This window comes from Streptomyces sp. NPDC003027 (assembly GCF_053591435.1).
In genome coordinates this window covers 153,924-178,282 of record NZ_JBSFTU010000005.1, presented here as the reverse complement: position 1 = coordinate 178,282, position 24,359 = coordinate 153,924, and the positions used below count along the sequence as shown (strand labels likewise).

Here is a 24,359-nt window from a genome sequence, read left to right as displayed (position 1 = left end):
GAGGGTCGCGTCGAGAAGAGCCCGCGGGCCGTCGCACCGCCCGCGGACCTCGCCGTCGTCTGCCGCCGGGCTCGTGCCGGCCGGCGCCGACTCCGGCGGTTCGGGTCAGCTCTCCGGCTTCACCAGGGTGACCAGGAACTTCTTCGCTGCCCCCACGTTCCCCGCCGCGTCGATCGTGCGGTACTCCACCGTGTGCGTGCCGTAGTCCGGCGTCGCGTCCTCCCACGGGACCGTCCGGCTCCTGCCGAGCTTGCCGTGGACGAGGCCGTCGATGACCGTGCCGCTCGGGGAGAAGCGGAAGGGCGCGTCGGCGTCCGTCGGCCAGCCGTAGTACGTGTACCAGCCGTCACCGTCCACCCGGAACTGGGACACCACGACTCCCGGCCGGTCGTCGCGGGCCGTCAGCCGCATCGTGAACTCGCCGTCGTAGACGTACTCGACGGGCCGGCCGGGGCGCGTGACCGTGCGCGACGGCGGGGACAGCTCGTACGACGCGGTCGCCGGACGGGCGTCCACCGTCCACCTCAACACCGCGTCCGAGCCCGGTATCCGGGCCGTCAGCGTGTGCGTACCGGGGGCGAGCCGCAGCGAACGCAGGTCCAGATCACGGTCGTTGCCCGGATTGGCGACCGGCCGCCCGTCGAGGCTCCACCGTACGGCGGGTGTGCCGTGCGCCGGATGGGTGGTGTCGGCGTGGACCACCGACCGCGCGCCGACCGGTGTCCCCGTCGGGGTGTGACCGGTGAAGGCCGCCTCGACATCGTCCCGGGGTGTGGTGAGCGCGGTGTCCACCGTCCAGCGGACGGTACGGGTGAGGGCGGCCGAACCGCGTACCGCCGGGTCCCGGACGAACGGCGTCGGATCGCTCACGGTCGCCGTCAGGGTGTGCCTGCCCGGGGAGAGGTCGAGCGACCGCAGGTCCACGGTCCGGGCGTTGCCGGTGCTCAGAGGGCGGTCGTCCAGCCGCCACCGGACGTCGAGCTCGCCCCCGACCGGATGCAGGGTGTCCACCCACACCGTCCGGTCCGCCCCGACGGGCGCCGCGTCGGGTGTGTGGCCCTGGATCAGGTCCACCTTCGCCGAGATCGCCTGGACCATCACCTCCCGTTCCACCTGGTCGAAGGCGTACCCGAGCGTCTTCATCAGCGAGTGCGCGCTCGGCCGCCAGACGCCCTTGGTGCTGTACATCCCGCCCTCGAACCGGCCGATGACACCGCCCGACTCGCTCTCCTCGCCGAGCCAGCGCCACCACTTGGCGCGCTGGTCCCGCATCTGCCGCTCGGTCAGAAGCGTGTGGTGCGCCGACGAGGGCTCCGGGCCGGAGTACGTACCGCCGGGGACGCCGCGTGCGTAGTAGTCGTACTCGTCCTGGAGCCTGCCGAGCGAGTGGCCGATCTCGTGCGGGGTGATGAGGGAGGAGAGCGCGTTCCCGCCGGACGCGGTGGCGTAACTGCCGCCCGCGCCGCCGTAGGTGTCGCTGTGGGCGAGCGCCACGATCTGCCGGTTGGCGCCGCTCGTTCCCGGCACGAGATCGGCCAGGGCGGCGGCCCGCCGGCTGTCGACGGTGAGCAGCCGCTGCACGCTGTCCGGGTTGCAGCCACCCCAGAAGCCCATGTTCAGCGGGGTGTCACGGGCCGGCGCGTCGAGGCCCGGGTCGCAGTCCACGCCCGAGTCGGGCGAAGGCACCTCCACCGCCCAGACGTTGATGTAGGAGCGGTAGGAGGCGAAGGGCTCGACGCTCCACAGGACGTTCAGGTGCTTGTCGACGTCGGCCCGGAATGCGCCCATCTCCTCCGCGGTGTAACCGTCGCCCATCACCACCAGGTTGAACCGCTTGTCGGCGGGTCCGGTGGTCTGGACGGGCACGACGGTGGCCGCCTCGGTGACGGGACCGGTCATGGCGCCCCGGGCGGGGGCCGGATCGGCGACGGCAGGGCCGGCCGCCACCGGACCGGCGGCCAGCAGGCAGGCCGTCCCCAATCCGGTGGCCACCCTGCGCAGACGTGTGCCAGGAAAGGTCATGGGGCGCGAGCGTATGCCGTGCCCCCAGTGGCGTAAAGGTGTTCGTCGGCCGTACAACTCACCGTCGCAGATAGGACAGTCCGGCATGCGCGTCGGTGTATCCGTCGAGCAGCCGGCGCGCCACCACGACGGAGTCGACCAGCGGATGGAGCGCGAACGCCTTGACCGCCGCCGCCCGTGAACCGCTCTCCGCCGCCGCGAGGACCTCGCGCTCCACCGCCTTGACCGCCGTCACCAGACCCACCGCGTGGTACGGCAGGGGCGCCACGGAGACCGGATGGGCGCCGGCCGCGTCCACGAAGCAGGGGACCTCGATGACCGCGTCCGTGTCGAGCACCGAAAGCGACGTGCGGTTGCGGACGTTGAGGATCAGCGTGGCGCGTTCGTTGCGCGCGATGGCCCGCATCAGGGCCAGCGCCACCTTCTCGTAGCCGCCCGACTCCAGATCGTCCTCGTCGCGCTCGCCGACGCCCGCCGCCTCCCGGTTGGCGGCCATGTAGGTCGCCTCGCGGTCGGCGAGGGTGCGCCGCCAGGTCGCCAGCGCCGGTGTGTCCGGCTTGCCCATCTCCTCGTAGAAGGCGGCCTGCTGGTCGCGCAGGTAGGCCCCGCGTGTCCGCTCGGCCTGCTGGTAGGCGCGGACGGCCTCGCGGTTGAAGTAGTAGTAGTGCAGGTACTCGTTGGGGATCGCGCCCAGCGAGCGCAGCCACGGCGCGCCGAAGAGCCTGCCCTCCTCGAAGGAGCCGAGGGCCTGCTCGTCCGCGAGCAGCCGCGGCAGCACGTCCCGGCCGCCGACGCGCAGACCCCGCAGCCATCCCAGGTGGTTGAGGCCGACGTAGTCGATCCACGCCTCGTCGGGGTCGGCGCCCAGCACCCGGGCGACCCGGCGGCCGAGCCCCACGGGGGAGTCGCAGATGCCGATCACCCGGTCGCCGAGGACCCGGGACATCGCCTCGGTGACCAGACCGGCCGGGTTGGTGAAGTTGATGACCCAGGCGTCCGGGGCCAGTTCGGCGATCCGTCGCGCGATGTGCGTCGCGACCGGCACCGTCCGCAGCCCGTACGCGATCCCGCCCGCCCCGACCGTCTCCTGGCCCAGCACCCCTTCGGCGAGCGCGATCCGCTCGTCGGCCGCCCGCCCCTCAAGACCCCCGACCCGGATCGCCGAGAAGACGAAGTCGGCCCCGCGCAGCGCCTCGTCGAGATCCGAGGTCGCCGCCACCTCGGGGGCGTCCGGCACCCCGGCCCCCTGCTCGGCGAGCACACGGGCGACGGCCGAGAGCCGCCCGCCGTCCACGTCGTACAAGGTCACCTGGGTGACCCGGCCCTCGGCATGATCCCCGAGCAGGGCACCGTACACGAGCGGCACCCGGAATCCGCCGCCTCCGAGAATCGTCAGTTTCATGGTCGTACGCTACTCGGATGCATGTACTGAGCAGCAGGATTCTGCTCCGGCCGGCCGATCCCGAGCGGTCCCGGCGCTTCTACGGCGAGACGCTCGGGCTCGCGGTGTACCGCGAGTTCGGCACCGGACCGGAGCGCGGGACGGTCTACTTCCTGGGCGGCGGGTTCCTGGAGGTGTCCGGCCGGGCCGCCGCCGCGGCGGCCCCGCCGGAGCTGCGGCTCTGGATGCAGGTGGCCGATGTGCGGGCGGTGCGCGAGGAGCTGCGGGGCAGGGACGTGGAGGTCCTCCGCGAGCCGGTCACCGAGCCCTGGGGGCTGGTCGAGATGTGGATCGCGGACCCCGACGGAGTCGAGATCGCCGTCGTCGAGGTGCCCGAGGGGCATCCGCTGCGCTACCGGCCCTGAGCCGGGAGGCCAGGGCCGGGCCGCGGTTCCTCAGCCGACGTCGAGCGCGTTGCGCAGGCCCAGGCGGTAGCGCACCCGGTCGTGTCGCTTGAGCCCCTCCAGCTCCGGGGCGCGGAAGAGCGGTGTGACCGTGCAGCGGGCGGCGGAGGAGTGCGTACGGTCGAGCAGGGCGTTGACGGCCTGACGGGCGGAGGCGTTGGCGCCCTCCATGGTGGCCAGGTCGATGTCGACGGCCACGTAGTCGCCGGCCAGATAGAAGTTCGGGATCCTCGTGGCGGCCTGCGGGCGGTTGTGGAAGGTGCCGACCGGGTGGATGAGGAGCTGGTCGTCGTTGGTCGGGTTCGGGGTGCCGAGGCCGTCCACCCCCGGGTCGAGGAACCAGGAGTGCAAGGCGCCGTCCTTCAGGACCGTACGGCCGGTGTCGTTGAACGCGGCCTTCAGCTGCGCCCACACCTCCCGGGCGACCTCCGTGCGGGTGCACTGCTTGGCGGTCCTGCCGTAGAGGACACCGGGCCGGTCCCACTCGGAGATGTCCACCGAGAGGCAGTCGACGACCGCCCCGTCGCCGTAGTCGGCCGGGAAGTCGCGCGACGGCCAGTGGCCCGCTTGCTGGATGCAGGTCAGGGACCAGGGCGAGTCGATGAGGTTGGCGTGCCCGGAGAGCAGCGGAGCGCGCTCGGTCAGATAGAACTGAATGCCCGTCATCCAGTCGGTCTCCAGCCGGTCGCACCGCGCCAGCTGCGGATCCGCCGCCCGCAGCGCGGCGCCCCAGGTCCGCCGGGCGTGCTCCACCGGCATCGCGGAGATGTAGTGGTCGGCGGTCACCGACCGGCGTTCCCCCCGCGGGTCCTCGACCACCGCGGCGCCGATCCGGCCCGATCCCGGGTCGTAGGCCATCTCGCGTACGGTCCAGCCGACGCGGAACTCCACGCCCAGGCCGGCCAGATGGGCGACCCACGGGTCGATCCACGCCTCGTTGGTGGGCAGGTCGAGGATCCGGTCCAGGGGCCCGTCGGCGCCGCGCCCCAGGGCGTTGAAGGCGAAGGCCTCCAGGAGCGTGGCGACCGTGCGGGTGCTGGCCTCCTCCGCCTTGGTCGCCACGATGTTGCGGGTGAGGCCGACGGCCAGGATGCGCTGGTAGTCGTAGCTCATCCGCTCGGCCCGCAGGAAGTCCCACCAGGGGGTCCGCTCCCATGTCTCGTCGCGGCGCTCGTCACAGCTGGTGAGGAAGACGAGGAAGCGGTTGACGAAGTACGCGCTCTCGTGGAGCGGGATGGACGTCGCGGTCTCCATGAAGGCGGTCAGAGCGCGGCGGATCTCGTCGAGCGTGAGCTCGGCGGGCCGGTGGCCCGGCCAGGGCAGGGGGATGCGCAGGTCCTCGCGGCCGGTGCGGGCGAACGCCATCTCGGCCGGGGCGACGAGGTTGTCCCAGACGCCGTTGGGGTTCCCGGGGAAGGGAATGCGCCGCATCGTGTCAGGGAGGTTGTGGTAGATGCCGGGGATGAAGCGGAAGCCGTGCTCGGCGGGGAGCGGCCGCCGCCCCCCGCGTGCGCTGCCGGGCACGTCCATGGAGCGGGCCTTGCCGCCCAGCGCCCGGCGTTCGTAGACGGTGACGCGGAAGCCGCGTTCGGCCAGTTCATGGGCGGCGGTGAGGCCCGCGACCCCGCCGCCGAGGACGGCGACGGACGAGGGCGACGCCTCCCCGGTCGTGGCCCGCGCCTCGGCCGCCGTCGGTACGGCTCCGAGGGCGACCGCCCCCGTGACGGCGGCGGCGCCCGCCACGAAGGTCCGACGTGAACTCGACGCACGCTCCATGCCCCAACCCCTTTACCGGTGGTAACCCTTGCGTCCGGCGCAGGAGCATACGGGCGCCCGACCGCACCCGGAAGCACCGTGCGCGCCCCTTCCCGCACATGGCGAGATCCCGCCCACGGTGCCCGGGACACAATGGCCCCATGTCCCGACGCAACACCCGCCCCAAGAAGCCCGCCGCGCCGTCCCTGACCGGGGACTCGCCCTGCCCCTGCGGCCTCGCCGCCCCCTACGGCCACTGCTGCGGGCGCTTCCACGCCGGCACCGCCGCGGCCCCCACCGCCGAACTCCTCATGCGCTCGCGCTACAGCGCCTTCGTCGCCCGCGACGAGGCGTATCTGCTGCGTACCTGGGCGCCGGCGACCCGGCCGGGTGAGGTGGACTTCGATCCGTCGATGCGCTGGACGGGTCTGGAGATCCGGGACACGACGGACGGCACCGCCTTCCACCAGGCCGGGACCGTGACCTTCGTCGCCCGCTACACCCGGGGCGGCACCCCCGGCTCCCTCCACGAGCGCAGCCGCTTCGCCCGCCACGAGGGCGCGTGGGTCTACGTCGACGGGGATTTCGTCGACGCGGACTGACCGGACACGCCGAGCGGGCCGGCCCGGACGCGGCCCGCGACATCGACGAGCCAGGGCGCCCGGCCGCTACCGGTCACCCACGCCCGGGTCGTCCGGTCGCCGGGCCGTCACCACGGCCCCCGGCGTCCGGTCACATCGGGCGGACCGGCAGCAGCGGGTGGTGCTTCGCCAGGATCTTGTTGGCACGGGCCAGCGTGGCCAGGGCGTGCTCGCGGTCCGCGCGGTCCTCCGCGCACAGCGGCCCGCGGAACCGGTACACCTCACGCGCCGCGCTGTCGGCGTCGACTTCCGCCTGCAGGACGTGCAGCGGCAGGCAGGAACCGATCAGCGCGGCCACGCGGTCGGGGATCGGGACGGGAACGAGGCGCGAGGGCGAGGTGATCACGGGTCAGTCCTTGTGGTCCGTTGCGGAGGCGGGTCTCCTTACATACGTACCGGATGAGGATGCGGTTTCGCCGACGGGGATGTCTCCACGGTGCAACGGTGCCGGGGCCGTTCGGCGCCGCGTGCGGAGCGGTCGGTCCCCCACCGCCCGTCGGGCCGACGGCGGGCGCGGGGCGTTCCCGCAGGTGCGTGGCGCGCGGACCGATCTTCACGGCGAACCGGTGATCCGGATCGCTCGCCCGTCCACCGAACGAGTAGTCGAGATTCCGCTTCCGGCGGCGGGTGGACGGCCGTGGAATGTGAAGCATCTCACCCCTCCGCGCGGCTGTTCGGCGGGTGGGGAGGCGCCCGGACGCCCCCGGGCGCTCACGTAGCATGCTGGCGAACGAGAAGGTCGAGGACGCGCGGTCGCAGCAGGCCGCGCTCCGCGTCCGGCAGGGGGGCTGTCCGGGTCTGGCTCGTACGCGGGCCCGGCACAGGAGTTCGAGAGCGGAGCCGGAGCCGGCCTTCGACGAGGCCGCCCACCGCCGGATCCCGGAGCAGCGGGCGTCCGCCGGGAAGGGAAGCTGAGGAACCCGCATGGAGCCAGCAGCGCAGTCGCGCTGGGCACGCCTCCTGGTCGAGGCGGCGGCGGTCGTCGTCGTCGGCGCCGTCCTCGTGCATCTGGGGATGGTCTTCTTCCACGTGGCGCCCGAGAACGCGGTGAGCAAGCAGTACGCCCGGACGATCCACGGCTATGTGGGACCGGAGCTGTCCCAGAGCTGGCGGGTGTTCGCACCGGACCCGGGGGACCGCAACACGCGCATCCTGGCCCGCGCGCGGACCGGCTCCGCGGAGGGCGCCGCACGCACCACCCCATGGGTCGACCTCACCGCGCTCGACCTCGCCGAGCTGCGCGGCAGTCTCCTGCCCAGCGTGACCATGGACCAGATCCGGCAGGGCTGGCGGGACTACAGCCGCCACCACGACGCCGCCGGCCGTCCGATCGGAGACGAGGGCCTCCTCTACGAGCGCTTCCTCAAGCGTCTCGCCCTCGGGCCGCTGAGCCGGCACACCGGGGGCGCCGTACCCGACCACATCCAGTTCCGCACCGTCACCACCACCGTCACGCCGCCCCGCTGGGCGGCCAAGCCCGTCCCCACCGCCCCGACGAGCCAGGTCCACCCCTGGCTCCGGGTGACCCGCGAAGACATCACGGGAGAGGCGGGCGCACGATGAGCGACACCACCGCACGGCGCTGGTACGAGCGGGCCGCCGCCACCTCGTACGCGCCTTATCAGACCGCCGTCCTGCGCATCGGCCTCGCGGCCGTCTGGCTCGTCTACCTGCTGCGGCACTGGCCCGACCGGGCCGCGATATACGGCCCCGACGCCGCCTGGAGCCGCGCCATGGCCGAGCGCGGCGTCCCGCCCGAGAAGGGCTTCTCGGCCCTGCTGTGGTGGGACGGCCAGGCGTACTTCGAGGTGTTCTACCTCCTCGCCGTCGCCGCGGCCGTCGCTCTCCTCCTCGGCTGGCGCACCCGTGCGAGCTCCGTCGTCTTCGTGCTCTGCATGCTGTCCTTCCAGCACCGCAACGACTACGTCACCACCGCCGGGGACCGGCTGCTGCACATCCTCGCGCTCTACCTGCTCTTCACCCGCTGCGCCCAGGTCTGGTCGCTGGACGCGCGCCGCGCGGCGCGCGGCGGGGCCGGAGACCGCGACACGCCGGGGGTCCTGCTCTGGGCGCTGCTCGGCGCCCTGTTCGCCCCGCTCGCTCTCGCCGGACTGCTCTCGGCGGGCTGGATCGCGCTCCTCGCCGGGCTCTGGGCCGCCCAGGGCCTCTGGTGGTGGGCCGGCCGCGCACGGGGCGGGGACGGTGCCGCGCGCGAGGTCTGCGACCGCATCGCCCATCTGGTGCACAACGGCGCCCTGTTCGTCATCGGGGCGCAGATCTGCCTCGTGTACGCCAGCGCCGGCTGGTACAAGATCCAGGGAACCACCTGGCAGAACGGCTCCGCCGTCTACTACGCCACGCATCTGGAGTTCCTGACGCCCTGGCCGGCCCTGAGCCACGCGCTGAGCGGCAACGCGCTCCTCTCGCTGGTGATGACCTACGGAACCGTCGCCATCCAGGTCGCGTTCCCGTTCGCCCTCATGCGGCGCAAGGTGAAGAACGTCCTGCTCGTGCTGATGATCGGCGAGCACATCGGCATCTGGGTGCTGATGGGACTGCCGTACTTCTCGATGGTGATGATCGCCGCCGACGCGGTGTTCGCCCCCACCGTCCTGCTGCTCTGGCTGGACCGGCGCTGCGGAGCCCTGTGGGGCCGCGTGCGGCCGGGCCGCAAGCCCGAGGCGCGGCCCGCGATCCCGGACCGGACCGGCGCGCCCGCCTCCGTCCCGTAGGGAAGCATCGAGGCGCCCTACGGCTGAACCGGTGCGAACACCTCGGAGAGGTCGTACGAGACCGGCTCCTCCAGCTGCGCGTACCCGCAGGACTCCGGCGTACGGTCAGGGCGCCACCGCTTGAACTGCGCCGTGTGGCGGAACCGGTCGCCCTCCATGTGGTCGTAGCCGACCTCGCAGACCAGCTCCGGCCGCAGCGCTACCCAGGACAGGTCCTTCTTCCCCGACCAGCGGCTCGGCGCCCCCGGGAGCCGCGCCCCGGCGTGCGCGGACTCCTCCGGCCACCTCGCCCACGGGTGGCCGTCGGGCGGGTCCATCCGCAGCGGTTCCAGCTCCGCGACCAGCTGCTCGCGCCGCCGGGCGGTGAAGGCCGCGCAGACGCCGACGTGCTGGAGCACGCCGAGGTCGTCGTAGAGGCCGAGCAGCAGGGAGCCGACGACCGGCCCGCTCTTGTGGAGGCGGTAGCCGGCCACCACCACATCGGCCGTCCGCTCGTGCTTGACCTTGTACATCAGACGGGCGTCCGGCCGGTACGGCAGATCCAGCGGCTTGGCGATCACCCCGTCGAGGCCCGCCCCTTCGTACTGCTCGAACCAGCGCGCCGCCAGCTCCGGGTCGGTGGTCGCCGGAGCCAGGTGGACCGGTGGCTCCACCCCACCCAGGGCCTCTTCCAGGGCGGCCCGACGCTCGGTCAGCGGGGTGTCGAGCAGGGACTCGTCGCCGAGGGCGAGGAGATCGAAGGCGACGAACCGGGCGGGGGTCTTCGCGGCGAGCATCCGCACCCGTGAGTCGGCGGGGTGGATGCGCTCGGTGAGCCGGTCGAAGTCGAGGCGCCCGGCATGCTCGATCACGATCTCGCCGTCCACCACGCAGCGCCGCGGCAGCCGGGACGGCAGCGCCTCGACCAGCTCGGGGAAGTAGCGGGTCAGCGGCTTGCCCGTGCGGCTGCCGATGACCAGCTCCGGCCCGTCGCGGTGCACGATGGCGCGGAAGCCGTCCCACTTGGCCTCGTACTGCATGCCGGGCGGAATGTTCTTCACCGACTTGGCCAGCATCGGTTTCACGGGCGGCATCACCGGCAGATCCATGGGTCGATTGTCCGGTATGCGGGGAATGTCGGCGAGCCCTACGCTGACACGCATGGCAGGCAAGGCGGCAGCGGTGGAACTGGAAGTCGGCGAGCGGACCGTACGCGTGTCCAATCCGGACAAGGTGTACTTCCCCGAGCGCGGCTACACCAAGCTCGACATGGTCACCTACTACCTGGCCGTCGGCGAGGGCATCACCCGCGCGCTGCGGAACCGCCCCACCACCCTGGAGCGCTACCCCGACGGGGTGACCGGCGAGTCGTTCTTCCAGAAACGGGCCCCCAAATACCTGCCCGACTGGATCCCCACCGCGCACATCACCTTCCCCAGCGGACGGTCGGCCGACGAGATGTGCCCCACCGAACCCGCCGCCGTCCTGTGGGCCGCCAACCTCGGCGCCGTCACCTTCCATCCCTGGCCGGTGCGGCGCGAGGACACCGACCACCCCGACGAGCTGCGCATCGACCTCGACCCGCAGCCGGGCACGGACTACGCCGACGCCGTGCGCGCCGCCCACGAGCTGCGGGCCGTCCTCGACGAGGCGGGGCTGCGCGGCTGGCCCAAGACCTCCGGCGGGCGCGGGCTCCATGTGTTCGTACCGATCGAACCGCGCTGGACCTTCACCCAGGTCCGCCGGGCGGCGATCGCCTGCGGGCGCGAGCTGGAGCGCCGGATGCCGGAACACGTGACCACCCGGTGGTGGAAGGAGGAGCGCGGCGAGAAGATCTTCGTCGACTACAACCAGACCGCCCGCGACCGCACCATCGCCTCCGCCTACTCGGTACGGCCCCGCGCGCACGCCCCGGTCTCCGCACCGCTGCGCTGGGACGAGGTCGACGACGCGGTGCCGGAGGACTTCGACATCATCTCCATGCCGGCCCGGTACGCGGAGGCCGGCGACGTCCACGCGGACATGGACGACCGCCGGTTCAGCCTGGAGACCCTGCTCGACCTGGCCCGCCGCGACGAGGCCGACCACGGCCTGGGCGACCTGCCGTACCCGCCGGAGTACCCGAAGATGCCGGGGGAGCCCAAGCGCGTACAGCCCAGCAGGGCGAAGAAGGCGGCGGAGTGAGAGACCCGCTCAAGAGTGGGCGACTGGGCTTTCACCGTGATCGGTTCTACCGTTTCCCCCTCTGAAAGGGGGTCCGGATGGACCGGAACATACGCACGGTCGACGACGTACTGAAGCTCCTTGACGGCCTGTTCGCACCGGAGGCGGACCGCTGGACGGCCGGCGCGGCGGGCTGGTGGGACGGCTTCTACGACGACCGCTCCAAGACGGTCCCGTTCTTCGTCGCCAAGCCCGACGAGAACCTCGTCTCGTATCTCGGCCGAGGCCTGATCGCTCCCGGCGGCCGCGTCCTGGATCTCGGCTGCGGCCCCGGCCGCAACGCCCTCCACCTGGCCTCCCTCGGTTTCCGGGTGGACGCCGTCGATCTCTCGCCGCAGGCCATCGCCTGGGCCGAGGAGCGCGCCCGCGAGGCGGGCGCCGACATCCGCTTCCACCAGGGCGACGCCTTCGAGCTCGCCGCGACCAGCTTGACCGGACCGTACGACCTGATCCACGACTCCGGCTGCTTCCACCACCTGCCGCCCCACCGGCGCGTCAGCTACCTCGGCCTGCTCGACCGGCTCCTCGCCCCCGGCGGCCATCTCGCCCTGACCTGTTTCGCGGCCGGCGAGAACGGCATGGGCTCGGAGGTCTCCGACGCCGACCTCTACCGCCAGTCCGCACTCCACGGAGGCCTCGCCTACACCCCGGAGTCCCTGCGCCGGATCTTCTCCGACCTGACGGAGGTCGAACTGCGCCGCATGAACGACGAGCCGCCCGAGTCCCCGCACTTCGGCGAGGCGTTCCTGTGGACGGCCCTCTTCCGCCGGGACACCGCCGGCTCCGCCGACGCCGGCCGGTGATGCCGGGGACCTCCCCGAAGCTCCCGCACGCACATCGGCGCGCCGCATTGAGCGAACGTTGATGGACCGTTTACAGCCGCAGGGCAGCGTGTCCACCATGCAGACCGACACCACCGTACGGACCGCTCCGACCGTCCTGGCCGACCCCGACCTGTCCTGGCAGGAGAACGCCCTGTGCGCCCAGGCCGGCCCCGAGTTCTTCTTCCCGGCCCCCGGCTCCTCGACGCGCGAGGCGAAGCAGCTGTGCGGCGCGTGCGAGGGCCGGGTGGCGTGCCTGGAGTACGCCCTGGCGCACGACGAGCGGTTCGGCGTGTGGGGCGGGCTCTCGGAGAAGGAACGGTTCCGGCTGAAGAACGGGCGGGGCCGGGGCTGAAGCACCGGCGGGCCCGAAGCCCGGCGCGTGCCGGCTCACCGCCCGGGCGGGCCGATATCCGGATGCCGCCGCGCCCCTTCCCGCACTACGATCACGCGATCATGGAGCCCCACCAGACGCCCGTCACCGACGAGGAGTTGGCCGCCTTCGGCCGCACCATCGGCAGACTGCGCGCGCTGCCCCTCGGAGATCCCGCCCGTATGCGCGGCGAGGAGATGGCCGCGACCTTCACCCGCGAGAGCCGCAACAAGCGCCGCAAGGCCCACAAGGCCGAGCGGTCCGCCGCCGACGCCGCGCTCAGCGCGCGTACCGCGACCGGGGCGCTCGACCGGCGGGAGGACGCGCCCCTGGACACCGCGACCGCGACCGGAGCCTCCCCGGGCCGTTACCTCCGGGCCCGGCACTGCTACGTCTGCAAATCGCCCTATCGACAGGCCGACCCGTTCTACCACCGGCTCTGCCCGCCGTGCGCCGCCGACAACACCGCCCGCCGCGCCCTCTCCACCGACCTCACGGGACGGCGCGCGCTCCTCACCGGAGGCAGGGTGAAGATCGGCTTCCAGCTCGCCCTGATGATGCTGCGCGACGGCGCCGAGCTGCTCGTCACCAGTCGTTTCCCGCACGACACCCTGCGCCGCTTCCGCGCCGCCGAAGGCAGCGAGCGGTGGCTGGAGCGGCTGACCGTGGTCGCCATCGACCTGCGCGACCCCCGCCAGGTCCTCGGCCTGTGCGAGCGGCTGCTCGCCGACGGGCGACCGCTCGACATACTCGTCAACAACGCCGCCCAGACGATACGGCGGCCCCCGGAGGCGTACGCCCTGCTCGCCGCCGGCGAGCGCCAGGCGCTGCCACCGGGGGTGATCCCCGCACCCGGTTACGAGACGGCCGAGCGCGTGCCGGTCCTGTCCGGCCTGGAGCCGGACGAGGCCGGCCTGCTGCCCGACCTCGCCCCGTCCAACTCCTGGTCCGTGCGGCTCGGCGACCTCGACGCGGTCGAGCTGCTGGAGACCCAGCTCGTCAACGCCGTCGCGCCGGCCCTGCTGTGCGACCGGCTGCTGCCGCTGCTCCTCGCGTCCCCGCGCCCGCACCGGTACGTCGTGAACGTGTCGGCCGTCGAAGGCCGGTTCGCCGTACGCAACAAGACGGGCGGGCACCCCCACACCAACATGGCGAAGGCCGCCCTCAACATGCTCACCCGGACCAGCGCCGCCGAGCTCGCCGAGCGGGGCGTGCACATGCGCAGCGTGGACACGGGCTGGATCACGGACGAGAACCCGACGCCGCGCAAGGCGCGGATCGCCGCCGCCGGCACCCGTACCCCGCTCGACGTCGTGGACGGCGCGGCCCGGATCTACGACCCGATCGTCCGAGGCGAGGCGGGGGAACCCGTCTCGGGGGTGTTCCTCAAGGACTACGCCGTGGCCGACTGGTGACGCCCGGCGCGGCTCAGCCGGCCGCGCGGGCCTCCATCCGGGCCTTGCGGGCGGCGAGCTTCTCGTCGAACTTGCTGGCCTCGCTGTCGAGGCCGTTCATGTAGAGCCCCAGCTCCTCCTGGGCCTTCATGCCCTCGGGGCCGAGGCCCTCGATCTGGAGGACCTTGAGGAAGCGGAGCACCGGCTGCAGGACGTCGTCGTGGTGGATGCGCATGTTGTAGATCTCGCCGATCGCCATCTGCGCGGCCGCCCGCTCGAAGCCGGGCATGCCGTGTCCGGGCATCCGGAAGTTGACGACGACGTCCCGCACGGCCTGCATGGTCAGGTCCGGAGCGAGCTCGAAGGCGGCGCCCAGGAGGTTGCGGTAGAAGACCATGTGCAGGTTCTCGTCGGTGGCGATCCGGGCCAGCATCCGGTCGCAGACCGGGTCGCCGGACTGGTGCCCGGTGTTGCGGTGCGAGATGCGGGTGGCGAGCTCCTGGAAGGCGACGTACGCGACCGAGTGCAGCATCGAGTGCCGGTTGTCCGACTCGAAGCCCTCGCTCATGTGCGCCATCCGGAACTGCTCCAGCTTGTCCGGGTCGACCGCGCGCGAGGCCAGCAGGTAGTCGCGCATCACGATGCCGTGGCGGCCCTCCTCGGCGGTCCAGCGGTGCACCCAGGTGCCCCAGGCGCCGTCGCGGCCGAAGAGGCTGGCGATCTCGTGGTGGTAGCTGGGGAGGTTGTCCTCGGTGAGCAGGTTGACCACGAGGGCGATCTTGCCGATGTCGGTCACCTTGGACTGGGACGGGTCCCAGGCCTCGCCGTCCTCGAAGAAGCCGGGGAAGTTCCGGGCGTCGGACCACGGGACGTACTCGTGCGGCATCCAGTCCTTGGTGACCTTGAGGTGCCGGTTGAGCTCCTTCTCGACGACCTCTTCCAGCGCGTACAGCAGTCGGGCGTCGGTCCACCCGGTCGAGCTGCCGAGGTGGGGAGAGGTGAGCGTCACGGGGACTCCTGGGGGACGGGGAAAGGGGACGAAATACCTACGCATTCGTAGGTTACGAAACCGTAGGTTAAGGCTCCGTAAGGCGCTCGGCCAAGCCCGTCCCGGCGATGTCCGGTTACGTTCCGTTATGGGCGCAGCTCACGCCGGGGCGAGGGAGAGCCAGGTCACGCCTTTCCGTTACCCCCTGAGCCCGCGGTCATGACCGCACCCGGCGACCACACCCGGTGCGGCCTCGCGCCGAAATCACCCGAGGGTGTCCTGGAGCGTCCCTTCCCGCACGGCCTCGGCCGTCGTCGGACGCAGCTCGCCGTCGAGCAGCAGCCAGCGGGTGATGCCCAGGGACTCCAGGAACGCCACGTCATGACTGGCCACGATCAGCGCCCCCTCGTACGCCTCCAGCGCCGCCGTCAGCTTCCGGACGGACGCCATGTCCAGGTTGTTCGTCGGCTCGTCCAGCATCAGCAGCTGCGGGGCCGGATCAGCGAGCAGCAGCGCCGCCAGCGTCGCGCGGAACCGCTCGCCGCCCGACAGCGTGCCGGCCGGCTGATCCGCCCGCGCCCCCTTGAACAGGAACCGGGCGAGCCGGGCCCGGATCGCGTTCCCCGACGCCGTGGGCGCGAACCGGGCCACGTTCTCCACCACGCTCAACGCGTCGTCCAGGACGTCGAGCCGTTGCGGCAGGAACCGCACGGGCACCCGCGCCACCGCCTCGCCCGACACCGGCGGGATCTCCCCGGCGATCGTCCGCAGCAGCGTCGTCTTGCCCGACCCGTTGCGGCCGACCAGCGCGATCCGCTCCGGGCCGCGCAGCTCGAACCCGCCCGCTACCCGCGCCCCGTGACGCAGCCGCAGGTCGCGCAGTTCCAGCACCCCGCGGCCCGGGTGGACCGTGGTGCGCGGGAGCTCGATCCTGATCTCGTCGTCGTCCCGTACCGCCTCGACCGCGGCGTCGAGCCGCTCCTTCGCCGCGTCGAGCCGCTCGGAGTGCAGGGCGCGGTGCTTGCCGGCCGAGACCTGCGCCTCGCTCTTGCGGCTGTGCGCGACGATCTTCGGCACCACCTTGTTCCGCTCGCTCTTCTGCGCGTACCGCTTGCGCCGCGCCAACTTCATCTGAGCCTCGGACAGTTCGCGCTTCTGCCGCTGCACATCGGCCTCGGCGGCGCGCACCATCCGCTCCGCCGCCTCCTGTTCGGCCGCGAGGGCCCGCTCGTAGGCGGAGTACGCGCCGCCGTACCAGGAGACCTCGCCGTCGCGCAGATCGGCGATCTGGTCGACCCGCTCCAGGAGTTCACGGTCGTGGCTGACCACGACCAGCACCCCGGACCAGGCTTCCACCGCCGCGTACAGCCGCCGGCGCGCGTACAGGTCGAGGTTGTTGGTCGGCTCGTCGAGCAGCAGGACGTCCGGCCGCGCCAGCAGCAGCGCGGCCAGCCTCAGCAGCACGGACTCGCCGCCCGACACCTCGCCGATGGTGCGGTCCAGGCCGATGTGCCCCAGACCGAGCTGGTCGAGCGTGGCGAGTGCGCGCTCCTCCACGTCCCAGTCGTCGCCGACGGCCGTGAAGTGCTCCTCGGCGGGATCGCCGGACTCGATGGCGTGCAGCGCGGCACGGGCCCGGGCGATGCCGAGGGCCTCGTCGACCCGGAGCGCGGTGTCCAGGACCAGGTTCTGCGGCAGGTACCCGACGTCGCCGGCCGTGCGGACGGTCCCCTCGGTGGGGGTCAGCTCGCCGGCGATCAGCTTCAGGAGCGTGGACTTCCCGGAGCCGTTCAGACCGATCAGGCCGGTCCTGCCGGGCCCGACCGCGAGCCGGAAGTCGTCGAGGACCTCCGTGCCGTCCGGCCAGGAGAAGGAGAGGGCGGAGCAGGTGATGAAAGTGGGATGGGTCGCCATGGGGGCCTCCCGGTTGCGTGAGCGTGGGCTGGGGCAACGGGTGAGACACCGAGGACGCGGGCAGGGAGCAAGGCTCGTACGCCGAGGTCGAAGACGGCACACGCGATACGACGGGGCACGCGCGGCACGGTGTCTCGAAACCTCAGACGAGCAACGGCCTTCTCCGATCGGGCGACAACAGGGCCAGGTCAGGACGGTACGCCCGCCGCCGAGCGGGCGGCAACCGATTTACGCCCGGTCCACGCCCGGGACCTACGAGTACTCCTCCAGGAGCGCCGCCAGCTCCTCGTCCCAGTCGAGGTAGTGGTGCTCGCGCCCGGCCGGCACCAGATGCTGCGAGCGCTCCAGGAAACGCCGCAGCTCGCAGGTGCGGACATGGACCACGGCCACGCCCTCGGGCGCGTGGAACTCCACGACGGTCCGGTCGTAGCCGTAGGGGCGCACACGGACGTCCCCGTCCCCCGCCGGCGCGTCGACGCCCCGCGCCAGCAGCTCGCGCGCGAACGCCCACGACACCTCGACGCCCTCGAGCGTCGCGGGCGGCGGGAAGGCCATGCTCACCGCGAACGGGTCCTCGCGGTCGTAGCGCAGTGTGGCGGGGACGGTTTCCATCCGCGGAGCGGATGCGACCAGACGGGCCTGGACGGCCTGCTCGATGACGGTGGACAAGGCCAGCTCCTGTCACGCGGCTTCGGTTCCTGACGTCTCCCTGACACCAGGGAAGACGAAGGATCGGGCGGGAACGTGCACTGTGGGGTGACGTGAGCTGTGTCACCGCCCCGGGCGGTGGGCCACGGCACCCCGGAGGCACTCTGGACGGCACCTTCCTCGTGGGCTAGCTTCCCGCGCCATGACGTCCATGGGGAAGACGAGACGAATGATGTCGGTGGGTCTTGCCGGAGCGGCCCTCGCCATGGCCCTGGCGTCCCCGGCGCAGGCCGGGGAGACCTCATCTGCCGCGGTCGGCTGGCAGCTCACGCCGACCGGCACGGACGCCCGTTTCCGGGGGCTCGCGGCGGTGGACCGGAAGGTCGCCTGGGCCGCCGGTTCGAAGGGAACGGTGCTGCGGACCGGCGACGGCGGCCGCACCTGGCGGAACGTGTCTCCGCCGGGGGCCGGGGAGCTGGAGTTCCGCGACGTCGAGGCGTTCGGCGCCCGCGGAGCGGTGGTCCTGGCGATCGGCGAGGGCGAGGCGTCACGGGTCTTCCGCACGGAGGACGGCGGGGCGAACTGGACCGAGTCCTTCCGCAACACCGACCCGCGCGCCTTCTACGACTGCATGACCTTCTTCGACCACCGGCACGGGCTGGCGATGAGCGACCCCGTCGACGGGAAGTTCCGCATCCTGTCGACCCGCGACGGCGGCCGCTCCTGGACGGTGCTCCCGGACACGGGGATGCCGGCGGCGCTGCCGGGCGAGGCGGGGTTCGCGGCGAGCGGTCAGTGCCTGGTCTCGTCCGGGCCCAGGGACGTGTGGCTGGCGACCGGCGGCGGGGCCGCGGCGCGGGTACTGCACTCCGCCGACCGGGGGCTGACCTGGACCGTCGCCGAATCGACAGTCCCGGCCGGGGATCCGGCGCGGGGCGTCTTCGGTCTCGCCTTCCGCGACCGCACCCACGGTCTCGCGGTCGGCGGCGACTACCGCAAGGACCAGCCCTCCCTGCGGGCGGCCGCGGTGACGGGCGACGCCGGCCGCACCTGGCGCCAGGCCGCCGCACCCCCGCCCGCCTACCGCTCGGGCGTCGCCTGGCTCCCGCACAGCAGGTCGGCCGCGCTCGCCGTCGGCCCGACCGGCACGGACCTGACGACGGACGGCGGCCGCAGCTGGCGGACGGTCGACACCGGCTCGTACGACACGGTCGACTGCGCACGGGACGGCACCTGCTGGGCCTCCGGCGAGAAGGGCCGCATCGCCCGCCTGGGCCGTCCCTAGGAGATCGGCCCTAGGGCCTCTCGTTCGGATCATGCCGGCCTGATCCAAACGAAAGACCCTAGGCGGGCAACCGCTCCCGGTACGGGGCGAGCGCGTCGGACGTCTTGGTCGCGTAGAACTCCGTGATCCGGTACGCGCACACGCCCTCGACGCTGAACGGGTCGGCCGCCGCGATCTTCTCGATCTCCGGGCGGTCGACCCCGACGGCGAGAACGACGCCCCCGTCGCGCGGGTTCTTCCGCCCCGAGGCGATGAACACCCCGGCGGCGTACTGCGCGTCGAGCCACGCCATGTGCGCCTCCATCAGCGCGTCGACGCGCTCGACGGGCGCGGTGTAGGTCAATTCCAGTACGAACATGATCGTCAGGCTACCGGGGGACGTCGGCGGGCGGGAGAACCGCTCGCCTGGCGGACGGAGGGGCGCCGTAGGGTGGCCGTCATCATGAAGATCATCGACATTCCGGCGGGGTGGCCCGCCGACGAGGGCGACGCGCGTGAGCTCCAGCGGGAGCTGCGGCAGCGGCTCGTGCTCGACGAGCCGGGCCCCGCGCCCGGCACGGGCCATGTGACGGGGCTCGACGTGGCGTACGACGACGAGCGGGACCTCGTCGCCGCCGCGGCCGTCGTGCTCGACGCGCGGACGCGCGAGGTGGTGGAGGAGGCCACGGCGGTGGGCCGGGTCTCGTTCCCGTACGTCCCCGGGCTTCTCGCCTTCCGTGAGATCCCGACCGTGCTCGCCGCCCTGGACCGGCTCGGGACCGACCCGGGGCTGCTCGTGTGCGACGGCTACGGCCTCGCCCACCCCCGCCGCTTCGGCCTCGCGAGCCACCTGGGAGTTCTGACGGGACGGCCCTCCATCGGCGTCGCCAAGAACCCCTTCACCTTCACCTACGAGCAACCGGGCTCCGCACGCGGCGACTTCGCCCCCCTCCTCGCCGACGACGAGGAGGTCGGCCGCGCGCTGCGCACCCAGGCCGGGGTGAAGCCCGTGTTCGTCTCCGTCGGCCACCGGGTGTCGCTGGACACCGCCTGCGCCCACACCCTGCACCTCAGCCCCCGCTACCGCATCCCCGAGACGACCCGCCACGCCGACTCCCTCTGCCGCCGGGCGCTGAAGGAAGTGCTCGGTACCGCAACGTGACCGAGCCGGGCCCGGCCGCCACCCTGAGGTGAGCACGAGCGGCGGCGGAGCCCGGACGACCTGAGTACGAGTACGGATGGCGGGCCCCGATCCCGGGCGGCAGAGTGGCGGGCATGACAACCCCCGCTCCCACCGAGCTCCGCCCCGTCGAACGCGGCATGATCGCGGTCCTCTGCGTCGCCGCGGCCGTCGCCCTGGTCTGGGTCTGCGCCATGGTCGTCGTCCTCGCCGGCTGGGTGATGGCGGCGTGATCGGCAGCCTGCAGTGCGTCGTCCTCGACTGCCCCGACGTCATGGAGCTGGCCACCTTCTACCAAGGGCTGCTCGGCGGAGAGATCAACCGCCCGGACCCCCAGTGGGCCGTCAGCGACGCGTGGGCCACCCTCCACGACGCCTCCGGCGCGCCGGTCCTCGCCTTCCAGGGCGTGGCGGACCACCGGCCGCCCGTCTGGGGCTCGCCCGAGCAGCAGTTCCATCTCGACGTACGCGTCGAGGACCTGGAGGCCGCCCACCACGCGGTCCTCGCCCTCGGAGCGTGGCAGCTGGACGAGGGGGGCGCCGACCGCGCCTGGCGCATCTACGCGGACCCGGCCGGCCACCCCTTCTGCCTCGTACGCCACTCCCCGCGCCGGGGGTACTGAGCCCGAGCGTTTCCGGCACTCGTCAGGATCCGATCACGGCGACGACCTCCGGTGTGGTGGAGGTGTCGGGGCTTCACCGAGCAGCGGCAGCTGTTGCCGTCCGCGTCGTCCGCCCAGTCGGGGCGGCGGCGCCCCGGCGCTTCTCCGGACGCAGCGACTGGGTCGCCACCACTTGGCCATCGAATGCACCATGGCCCGGCTCGCCGGCTGCCGCCGACTCCACCGGCGCTACGAACGCGAAGCCGACCGCTTTCTCGCCTTCACGACGAACGAGGCGTGCGTTGGCTTCGAGTACGTGAATCAGATGCTGGCGGCGCCGCAACTCCTGTGTGTCGTGCCGCGGCATGCCCGTCCGGGCGGACGAGGCGAATGTGGTCACCAGCGAGCATGCCGAGACGCATGCCAGCAGAAGCCACAGGGACAAATCCATGGGGTAAGGCTCCTTTCAAGTGGGGGCGTACGGGGGCTCACCCAAGGCGGATAAGACGACTTTTCGGCAGCCGTCATCCGATCGAGTGACGGATCTTGCGTGGTGGATCTTGAAATTGGGAGACTTGCCACGTGAGCGAGGCGACGCCTCATTCCTTACGGCGGGCCGCCACGTACCGGTGGATTCATCAGGTCTTTCATCGGGCCCCGGGCGCCGACGGAGGGGGAGGTCATGGGCGGCGATCGCCGGCTGGGGAGGGCGGGAGGGGTGAGGAGACGCGGCGGCGGCGTCTTGGGTTGCGGGGTGGCTTGGTGAGGGTGATGAAGCGGACCAGTTGGTGAAAGCAAGCCAGCGACGCCGCGGTGGGCAAAGCGGCTGCCGCCACATCGGTACAACTCCAGTCGGCCTCCGCTACACAGAGCCATATCGCCATGAGCGAGAAGAACAGGACAACGAGCCAAGAGTTTGCGGCGCGGCGTTGATGAAAAGCAGCGCGCAGAATGGACAGAGAAGCCACGACCCAGGGCCCGAAGATGAGATACGGCCACCACGCGACCATGCCGGCAGGCGCTCGGGACTCAGCGATGCGCAGTAGGGGGCCGTATGCGATCGCACCGCTGAGAATGCTGACGACGCACACGAGGAAGACCCCGAGCGATGCGATGGAGAAGCTGACCACTCGCGCCCAACTCACCGTGGTGCGCCGGGCCTTTCGGTGGCCGGCCCCGGCGGAACGCACAGGTGGCAGGTCGGTTGCGAAGTCGGCGAGGCTTTCCAGGCGGGTGCGGTCGTGTGAGTAATCGTCGTCGTCCGGCAAGAAGGCCGAGGAGGGGGCCTGTTCAGCCTGCATGGCCTCCTGGAGGAGGAAGGCGAGCTCTTCGGTCGGATCCCACCCGGAATCCGTCAGACGGTTCGACGGGTGCGGGCCGTGAAAGTTCCTCTGAGGGTGGGCCTCGTCCTCAGCCGACGACCGAGCCCCCTGCTGATCCTCGACTCGATGGTAGAAGCCCGAACGTGCGTCCAGTGCTTCTTCGGCATGCCACTCACGCATGATGGTGAAGCACCGCTCTTCCCTGAGCCGGCTGCGGCAGGTGGGCATCCCTCCAGGCGCTGAGAAACTCCCGCTCAAGCTGGGACATGGCCGCGACGAACTCCTCCAGAGTCGGGGCTGACCACGTCAGGGCAATCACTCCGCCGACTCCCTCGAGGCGTGCGTTGACGCCTTCGGCCGAGGAGGCGGGAAGGAACACGAAATCGCCTATGGCAACGGAGCCGTCCGCCCAGGAAGGCGCACTCGCGCGCCTGGAGGTGAAGCTTTCAGGCAGTGCTGGGGTCATGCCCGGCTAACGCCTGGCCGAATCTCCCCGATGCGCGGCGTTCGGGTGACCCTGCGCCTCCAACCGGGGGACTCTCGGGAGTTTTATCGGTTCTGCAAATTCCTTCACGGCTATCCGGGACACGAACTGTGCGAGACAACCCCCGGCAATTCAGACAGTTCCGCCGACGGACGGAACCTGCGGGTGAACGGTGTGGCGTGGGCGTCCGCCAATGGAGACGGAATGAGAGGGTGCCCGAGCCGCCCCGGCACACCGGAGAAGCGTGGTTCAGGTGAGTGCCTTCGATTGAACCGACTCGGCTGCGACTTCCACCGGGCGGGGATCTCCCGCCAGGTGGAGCCGGCGCACGATGCTTTCCGTCTCGCGCCTGAGGTATTCGGCAGAGACCAGGCGCTGCCACAGCGGGTCGGGGCGGCAGGGGACGGTGGCGCCTCGGACGGCCCATTCCGCGGCGAGCTGCGTGTACAGCGGTGTGCCCCGGTCCGCGGCTTCTTCGGAGACCTGGCCACGGGCGTGTGCCGGGCTGGGGGAAGGCCTTCGGCGCGCTTGTTCCGGAAGACGGGATACCGCTCTGCGCTTGCCGCTGCCGGCCTCTGCGCCGCGGCGGGAATCTGCCCAATGCTCGTCTGTCACGTTCGTCAAAACGATTCTTCCACCGCTTGGACACCGTTTCAGGGCTTTATGTGGCAGCTGTTGCCGAGTCGTTCGACTGGAAGCACGAACTCGCCGAGTTCGGCAGCGGCCCGGGAGACTCTCCCGGGCCCACCGGACCCTGGAGCAGCGGCAAGGTGCAACGCCTGCGCCACACCTGATCATGCCGGGCTCGCGGGCCCTGCCGCCGCTCCCTCGGCCCTGGCGGGCATGGGGAGACCCCATGCGCCAAACCCCGCTCCCTGATCCGTCCTGATCCGAACGGAAGACCCTAACGCGCGTCGGCCACCCGGAAGCGGATCCCCGCCGCCCGCAGCCGGTCGAGTAGCGCGTCGCCCATCGCGGCCGCCGTCGTGACCTGCCCGGACGTCTTCGGCAGTGTGTCGAAGGCCAGGCAGAGCGCCGACTCCGCGAGCATCTTCGCCGTCTCGTCGTACCCCGGGTCACCGCCGGAGACCTCGGTGAACACCCGCCGGCCACCACCCTCGCCGACGAACCGCACGGAGAACCAGCTCCGTGCCCGCCGCTCCGCGCTCGGCCCCTGGCCCGCCTCGTACCGGCCCATCAGCCACCGGCGCAGTGGCGCCAGTTGCGCCGCCGCCAGGCCCGTACCGACCGCCGCCGCGCCGCCGATCGCCATCGGGAGCGTCCTGACCGAGGCGTAGTGCCGGTAGCGGAAGTCGGGGCCGTAACGTTCCAGCGCCGCCGCCGACCGCGCCACCACCTGCGGGTCGAGCGTCGGCAGCGGCAGCGCCCAGGTGCCGGTCTCCGTGCTGAACCGCGGGCCGCCCAGCGGCGCCCTGGCGCGGCGGCCCACCAGCCGCGGCTCGTGCAACCGCCGCTCGTGCGCGGCGCGCAGGATCTCCCGGCCCCGCCCCATCGCGGTGAGCGCCGACGCGAAGGTCCCGCCCGAGAAGACGGCCCCCGCCCGGACGAAGCCGTCGATCCTCAGCGGTACGTCCTTCGGCAGCTGCTGGACGGTGAAGTACACGCCCAGATCGTGCGGCACGGAGTCGAACCCGCACGCGTGGACGATCCGCGCCCCCGTCTCCCGGGCCCGCGCGTCGTACCGTACGTACATCAGATCGACGAACTCCGCCTCGCCGGTCAGGTCGACATAGTCCGTGCCGGCCTCCGCGCACGCGGCGACCAGCCCCTCGCCGTACCAGACATAGGGGCCGACCGTCGTCGCCACCACCCCGGTGGACTCGGCGAGTTCGCGCAGCGCGACCGGGTCGGCCGAGTCCGCCACGATCAGCGGAAGCTCCGCGCACCGCGGCCACCGGGCCGTGAGCCGGTCCCGCAGCGCCGCCAGCTTGGCGCGGTCACGACCGGCGAGCGCCCACCGGCACCCGGCCGGAGCGTGCTCGGCCAGATACTCCGCGGTGAGTTCGCCCACGAACCCCGTCGCCCCGAAGAGGACGAGGTCGTACGGCCGTGCCGCCGCGTCCCGCCCCGTGCCCGCCCCAGTCTCCATCCAGCCCCTCCGCCGTCGCCCGCGCCGTCGTCCGGGCGCGTGTCGTCGGCGGAGCCTAGCGGA

Annotated in this window: 26 protein-coding genes; 13 read left to right on the top strand and 13 right to left on the bottom strand. The window is 72.1% G+C overall.

What is annotated here, in order from left to right:
• Positions 1–105: 105 nt before the first annotated feature.
• Together ACWDX6_RS06650 and ACWDX6_RS06645 are read right to left on the bottom strand one after the other, a co-directional pair.
• Positions 106–2,022: a M64 family metallopeptidase gene (locus ACWDX6_RS06650; protein ID WP_451483844.1), complete on the bottom strand. Its 1,917-nt coding sequence runs from the start codon at positions 2,020–2,022 to the stop codon at positions 106–108.
• A gap of 58 nt (positions 2,023–2,080) precedes the next feature.
• Positions 2,081–3,424 (bottom strand): 6-phospho-beta-glucosidase, encoded by a 1,344-nt coding sequence (locus tag ACWDX6_RS06645; RefSeq protein ID WP_451483843.1) that lies wholly within the window; start codon positions 3,422–3,424, stop codon positions 2,081–2,083.
• 17 nt (positions 3,425–3,441) lie between these two features.
• On the opposite strand from ACWDX6_RS06645, the gene ACWDX6_RS06640 reads away from it, so the two are divergent.
• On the top strand, positions 3,442–3,828 hold the full coding sequence (locus ACWDX6_RS06640; protein ID WP_451483842.1) for a VOC family protein: 387 nt from the start codon (positions 3,442–3,444) through the stop codon (positions 3,826–3,828).
• Between the two features lie 30 nt (positions 3,829–3,858).
• Here ACWDX6_RS06640 and ACWDX6_RS06635 read toward each other — a convergent pair whose 3' ends face one another.
• Positions 3,859–5,643 (bottom strand): hydroxysqualene dehydroxylase, encoded by a 1,785-nt coding sequence (locus ACWDX6_RS06635; protein WP_451483841.1) that lies wholly within the window; start codon positions 5,641–5,643, stop codon positions 3,859–3,861.
• Between the two features lie 140 nt (positions 5,644–5,783).
• Here ACWDX6_RS06635 and ACWDX6_RS06630 point away from each other — a divergent pair, with 140 nt between their 5' ends.
• The gene (locus ACWDX6_RS06630; protein ID WP_451483840.1) at positions 5,784–6,224 is read left to right on the top strand and encodes a YchJ family protein; all 441 of its coding nucleotides are present in this window, start codon (positions 5,784–5,786) and stop codon (positions 6,222–6,224) included.
• Positions 6,225–6,354: 130 nt separating this feature from the next.
• On the opposite strand, the gene ACWDX6_RS06625 is transcribed toward ACWDX6_RS06630, so the two are convergent.
• Positions 6,355–6,609: a hypothetical protein gene (locus ACWDX6_RS06625; protein WP_403291619.1), complete on the bottom strand. Its 255-nt coding sequence runs from the start codon at positions 6,607–6,609 to the stop codon at positions 6,355–6,357.
• Positions 6,610–7,187: 578 nt separating this feature from the next.
• Here ACWDX6_RS06625 and ACWDX6_RS06620 point away from each other — a divergent pair.
• Both ACWDX6_RS06620 and ACWDX6_RS06615 read left to right on the top strand, forming a co-directional pair.
• A complete protein-coding gene (locus tag ACWDX6_RS06620; protein ID WP_451483839.1) occupies positions 7,188–7,826 on the top strand; it encodes a DUF5819 family protein in 639 nt (212 codons plus the stop codon).
• A complete protein-coding gene (locus ACWDX6_RS06615; RefSeq protein WP_451483838.1) occupies positions 7,823–8,995 on the top strand; it encodes an HTTM domain-containing protein in 1,173 nt (390 codons plus the stop codon). The genes ACWDX6_RS06620 and ACWDX6_RS06615 overlap by 4 nt, the downstream gene beginning before the upstream one ends.
• 17 nt (positions 8,996–9,012) lie before the next feature.
• On the opposite strand, the gene ACWDX6_RS06610 is transcribed toward ACWDX6_RS06615, so the two are convergent.
• Entirely contained in the window at positions 9,013–10,083 is a 1,071-nt protein-coding gene (locus ACWDX6_RS06610; protein WP_451483837.1) for an ATP-dependent DNA ligase, read from the bottom strand.
• A gap of 52 nt (positions 10,084–10,135) precedes the next feature.
• Between ACWDX6_RS06610 and ligD the strand changes: the two genes are divergently transcribed.
• The 4 genes from ligD to ACWDX6_RS06590 all read left to right on the top strand — a co-directional run bounded on the left by ligD (position 10,136) and on the right by ACWDX6_RS06590 (position 13,806).
• Positions 10,136–11,158 (top strand): non-homologous end-joining DNA ligase, encoded by a 1,023-nt coding sequence (gene ligD / locus ACWDX6_RS06605; RefSeq protein ID WP_451483836.1) that lies wholly within the window; start codon positions 10,136–10,138, stop codon positions 11,156–11,158.
• A gap of 77 nt (positions 11,159–11,235) precedes the next feature.
• Positions 11,236–12,000 carry a class I SAM-dependent methyltransferase gene (locus ACWDX6_RS06600; protein WP_451483835.1) on the top strand — a complete coding sequence of 255 codons (765 nt, stop codon included), beginning with the start codon at positions 11,236–11,238 and terminating at the stop codon, positions 11,998–12,000.
• A 97-nt stretch (positions 12,001–12,097) separates the two neighbouring features.
• A complete protein-coding gene (locus ACWDX6_RS06595) occupies positions 12,098–12,373 on the top strand; it encodes a WhiB family transcriptional regulator (RefSeq protein WP_451483834.1) in 276 nt (91 codons plus the stop codon).
• Positions 12,374–12,474: 101 nt separating this feature from the next.
• On the top strand, positions 12,475–13,806 hold the full coding sequence (locus ACWDX6_RS06590) for an SDR family oxidoreductase (RefSeq protein WP_451483833.1): 1,332 nt from the start codon (positions 12,475–12,477) through the stop codon (positions 13,804–13,806).
• 13 nt (positions 13,807–13,819) lie between these two features.
• Here ACWDX6_RS06590 and ACWDX6_RS06585 read toward each other — a convergent pair whose 3' ends face one another.
• From ACWDX6_RS06585 to ACWDX6_RS06575, 3 genes are all read right to left on the bottom strand, one after another.
• Positions 13,820–14,794 carry an acyl-ACP desaturase gene (locus ACWDX6_RS06585; RefSeq protein WP_451483832.1) on the bottom strand — a complete coding sequence of 325 codons (975 nt, stop codon included), beginning with the start codon at positions 14,792–14,794 and terminating at the stop codon, positions 13,820–13,822.
• A 243-nt stretch (positions 14,795–15,037) separates the two neighbouring features.
• Positions 15,038–16,687, bottom strand: a complete 1,650-nt coding sequence (locus tag ACWDX6_RS06580; RefSeq protein ID WP_451483831.1) for an ABC-F family ATP-binding cassette domain-containing protein — start codon at positions 16,685–16,687, stop codon at positions 15,038–15,040.
• 252 nt (positions 16,688–16,939) lie between these two features.
• Entirely contained in the window at positions 16,940–17,356 is a 417-nt protein-coding gene (locus ACWDX6_RS06575) for an SsgA family sporulation/cell division regulator (RefSeq protein ID WP_451483830.1), read from the bottom strand.
• A 181-nt stretch (positions 17,357–17,537) separates the two neighbouring features.
• Between ACWDX6_RS06575 and ACWDX6_RS06570 the strand changes: the two genes are divergently transcribed.
• On the top strand, positions 17,538–18,620 hold the full coding sequence (locus ACWDX6_RS06570) for a WD40/YVTN/BNR-like repeat-containing protein (protein WP_451483829.1): 1,083 nt from the start codon (positions 17,538–17,540) through the stop codon (positions 18,618–18,620).
• A 58-nt stretch (positions 18,621–18,678) separates the two neighbouring features.
• Here ACWDX6_RS06570 and ACWDX6_RS06565 read toward each other — a convergent pair whose 3' ends face one another.
• On the bottom strand, positions 18,679–18,978 hold the full coding sequence (locus ACWDX6_RS06565) for a YciI family protein (RefSeq protein WP_451483828.1): 300 nt from the start codon (positions 18,976–18,978) through the stop codon (positions 18,679–18,681).
• A gap of 84 nt (positions 18,979–19,062) precedes the next feature.
• Here ACWDX6_RS06565 and ACWDX6_RS06560 point away from each other — a divergent pair, with 84 nt between their 5' ends.
• From ACWDX6_RS06560 to ACWDX6_RS06550, 3 genes are all read left to right on the top strand, one after another.
• The gene (locus ACWDX6_RS06560) at positions 19,063–19,761 is read left to right on the top strand and encodes an endonuclease V (protein ID WP_451483827.1); all 699 of its coding nucleotides are present in this window, start codon (positions 19,063–19,065) and stop codon (positions 19,759–19,761) included.
• A 113-nt stretch (positions 19,762–19,874) separates the two neighbouring features.
• A complete protein-coding gene (mmpA, locus tag ACWDX6_RS06555; RefSeq protein WP_451483826.1) occupies positions 19,875–20,012 on the top strand; it encodes a morphogenic membrane protein MmpA in 138 nt (45 codons plus the stop codon).
• Positions 20,009–20,401 carry a VOC family protein gene (locus ACWDX6_RS06550; protein ID WP_451483825.1) on the top strand — a complete coding sequence of 131 codons (393 nt, stop codon included), beginning with the start codon at positions 20,009–20,011 and terminating at the stop codon, positions 20,399–20,401. The genes mmpA and ACWDX6_RS06550 overlap by 4 nt, the downstream gene beginning before the upstream one ends.
• 73 nt (positions 20,402–20,474) lie before the next feature.
• Here ACWDX6_RS06550 and ACWDX6_RS06545 read toward each other — a convergent pair whose 3' ends face one another.
• The 3 genes from ACWDX6_RS06545 to ACWDX6_RS06535 form a co-directional block, all read right to left on the bottom strand.
• Complete coding sequence (locus tag ACWDX6_RS06545; RefSeq protein WP_451483824.1) at positions 20,475–20,831, bottom strand: hypothetical protein; 357 nt, start codon at positions 20,829–20,831, stop codon at positions 20,475–20,477.
• 229 nt (positions 20,832–21,060) lie between these two features.
• The gene (locus ACWDX6_RS06540) at positions 21,061–21,882 is read right to left on the bottom strand and encodes a DUF2637 domain-containing protein (RefSeq protein ID WP_451483823.1); all 822 of its coding nucleotides are present in this window, start codon (positions 21,880–21,882) and stop codon (positions 21,061–21,063) included.
• Entirely contained in the window at positions 21,875–22,168 is a 294-nt protein-coding gene (locus tag ACWDX6_RS06535) for a hypothetical protein (RefSeq protein WP_451483822.1), read from the bottom strand. The genes ACWDX6_RS06540 and ACWDX6_RS06535 overlap by 8 nt, the downstream gene beginning before the upstream one ends.
• Positions 22,169–22,851: 683 nt before the next feature.
• Here ACWDX6_RS06535 and ACWDX6_RS06530 point away from each other — a divergent pair.
• Positions 22,852–22,980: a hypothetical protein gene (locus tag ACWDX6_RS06530; RefSeq protein WP_451483821.1), complete on the top strand. Its 129-nt coding sequence runs from the start codon at positions 22,852–22,854 to the stop codon at positions 22,978–22,980.
• A gap of 110 nt (positions 22,981–23,090) precedes the next feature.
• Here the strand turns inward: ACWDX6_RS06530 and ACWDX6_RS06525 are convergent, their stop codons facing one another.
• Positions 23,091–24,296 carry a saccharopine dehydrogenase family protein gene (locus ACWDX6_RS06525; protein ID WP_451483820.1) on the bottom strand — a complete coding sequence of 402 codons (1,206 nt, stop codon included), beginning with the start codon at positions 24,294–24,296 and terminating at the stop codon, positions 23,091–23,093.
• Between the last annotated feature and the right edge of the window lie 63 nt (positions 24,297–24,359).

Bases quoted from the DNA above. Each gene is read 5' to 3' on its own strand.
- ACWDX6_RS06650 (WP_451483844.1), bottom strand. From the start codon at position 2,022: ATGACCTTTCCTGGCACACGTCTGCGCAGGGTGGCCACCGGATTGGGG.
- ACWDX6_RS06645 (WP_451483843.1), bottom strand. From the start codon at position 3,424: ATGAAACTGACGATTCTCGGAGGCGGCGGATTCCGGGTGCCGCTCGTG.
- ACWDX6_RS06640 (WP_451483842.1), top strand. From the start codon at position 3,442: ATGCATGTACTGAGCAGCAGGATTCTGCTCCGGCCGGCCGATCCCGAG.
- ACWDX6_RS06635 (WP_451483841.1), bottom strand. From the start codon at position 5,643: ATGGAGCGTGCGTCGAGTTCACGTCGGACCTTCGTGGCGGGCGCCGCC.
- ACWDX6_RS06630 (WP_451483840.1), top strand. From the start codon at position 5,784: ATGTCCCGACGCAACACCCGCCCCAAGAAGCCCGCCGCGCCGTCCCTG.
- ACWDX6_RS06620 (WP_451483839.1), top strand. From the start codon at position 7,188: ATGGAGCCAGCAGCGCAGTCGCGCTGGGCACGCCTCCTGGTCGAGGCG.
- ACWDX6_RS06615 (WP_451483838.1), top strand. From the start codon at position 7,823: ATGAGCGACACCACCGCACGGCGCTGGTACGAGCGGGCCGCCGCCACC.
- ACWDX6_RS06610 (WP_451483837.1), bottom strand. From the start codon at position 10,083: ATGGATCTGCCGGTGATGCCGCCCGTGAAACCGATGCTGGCCAAGTCG.
- ligD (WP_451483836.1), top strand. From the start codon at position 10,136: ATGGCAGGCAAGGCGGCAGCGGTGGAACTGGAAGTCGGCGAGCGGACC.
- ACWDX6_RS06600 (WP_451483835.1), top strand. From the start codon at position 11,236: ATGGACCGGAACATACGCACGGTCGACGACGTACTGAAGCTCCTTGAC.
- ACWDX6_RS06595 (WP_451483834.1), top strand. From the start codon at position 12,098: ATGCAGACCGACACCACCGTACGGACCGCTCCGACCGTCCTGGCCGAC.
- ACWDX6_RS06590 (WP_451483833.1), top strand. From the start codon at position 12,475: ATGGAGCCCCACCAGACGCCCGTCACCGACGAGGAGTTGGCCGCCTTC.
- ACWDX6_RS06580 (WP_451483831.1), bottom strand. From the start codon at position 16,687: ATGGCGACCCATCCCACTTTCATCACCTGCTCCGCCCTCTCCTTCTCC.
- ACWDX6_RS06570 (WP_451483829.1), top strand. From the start codon at position 17,538: ATGACGTCCATGGGGAAGACGAGACGAATGATGTCGGTGGGTCTTGCC.
- ACWDX6_RS06565 (WP_451483828.1), bottom strand. From the start codon at position 18,978: ATGTTCGTACTGGAATTGACCTACACCGCGCCCGTCGAGCGCGTCGAC.
- ACWDX6_RS06560 (WP_451483827.1), top strand. From the start codon at position 19,063: ATGAAGATCATCGACATTCCGGCGGGGTGGCCCGCCGACGAGGGCGAC.
- mmpA (WP_451483826.1), top strand. From the start codon at position 19,875: ATGACAACCCCCGCTCCCACCGAGCTCCGCCCCGTCGAACGCGGCATG.
- ACWDX6_RS06545 (WP_451483824.1), bottom strand. From the start codon at position 20,831: ATGGATTTGTCCCTGTGGCTTCTGCTGGCATGCGTCTCGGCATGCTCG.
- ACWDX6_RS06540 (WP_451483823.1), bottom strand. From the start codon at position 21,882: ATGCGTGAGTGGCATGCCGAAGAAGCACTGGACGCACGTTCGGGCTTC.
- ACWDX6_RS06535 (WP_451483822.1), bottom strand. From the start codon at position 22,168: ATGACCCCAGCACTGCCTGAAAGCTTCACCTCCAGGCGCGCGAGTGCG.
- ACWDX6_RS06525 (WP_451483820.1), bottom strand. From the start codon at position 24,296: ATGGAGACTGGGGCGGGCACGGGGCGGGACGCGGCGGCACGGCCGTAC.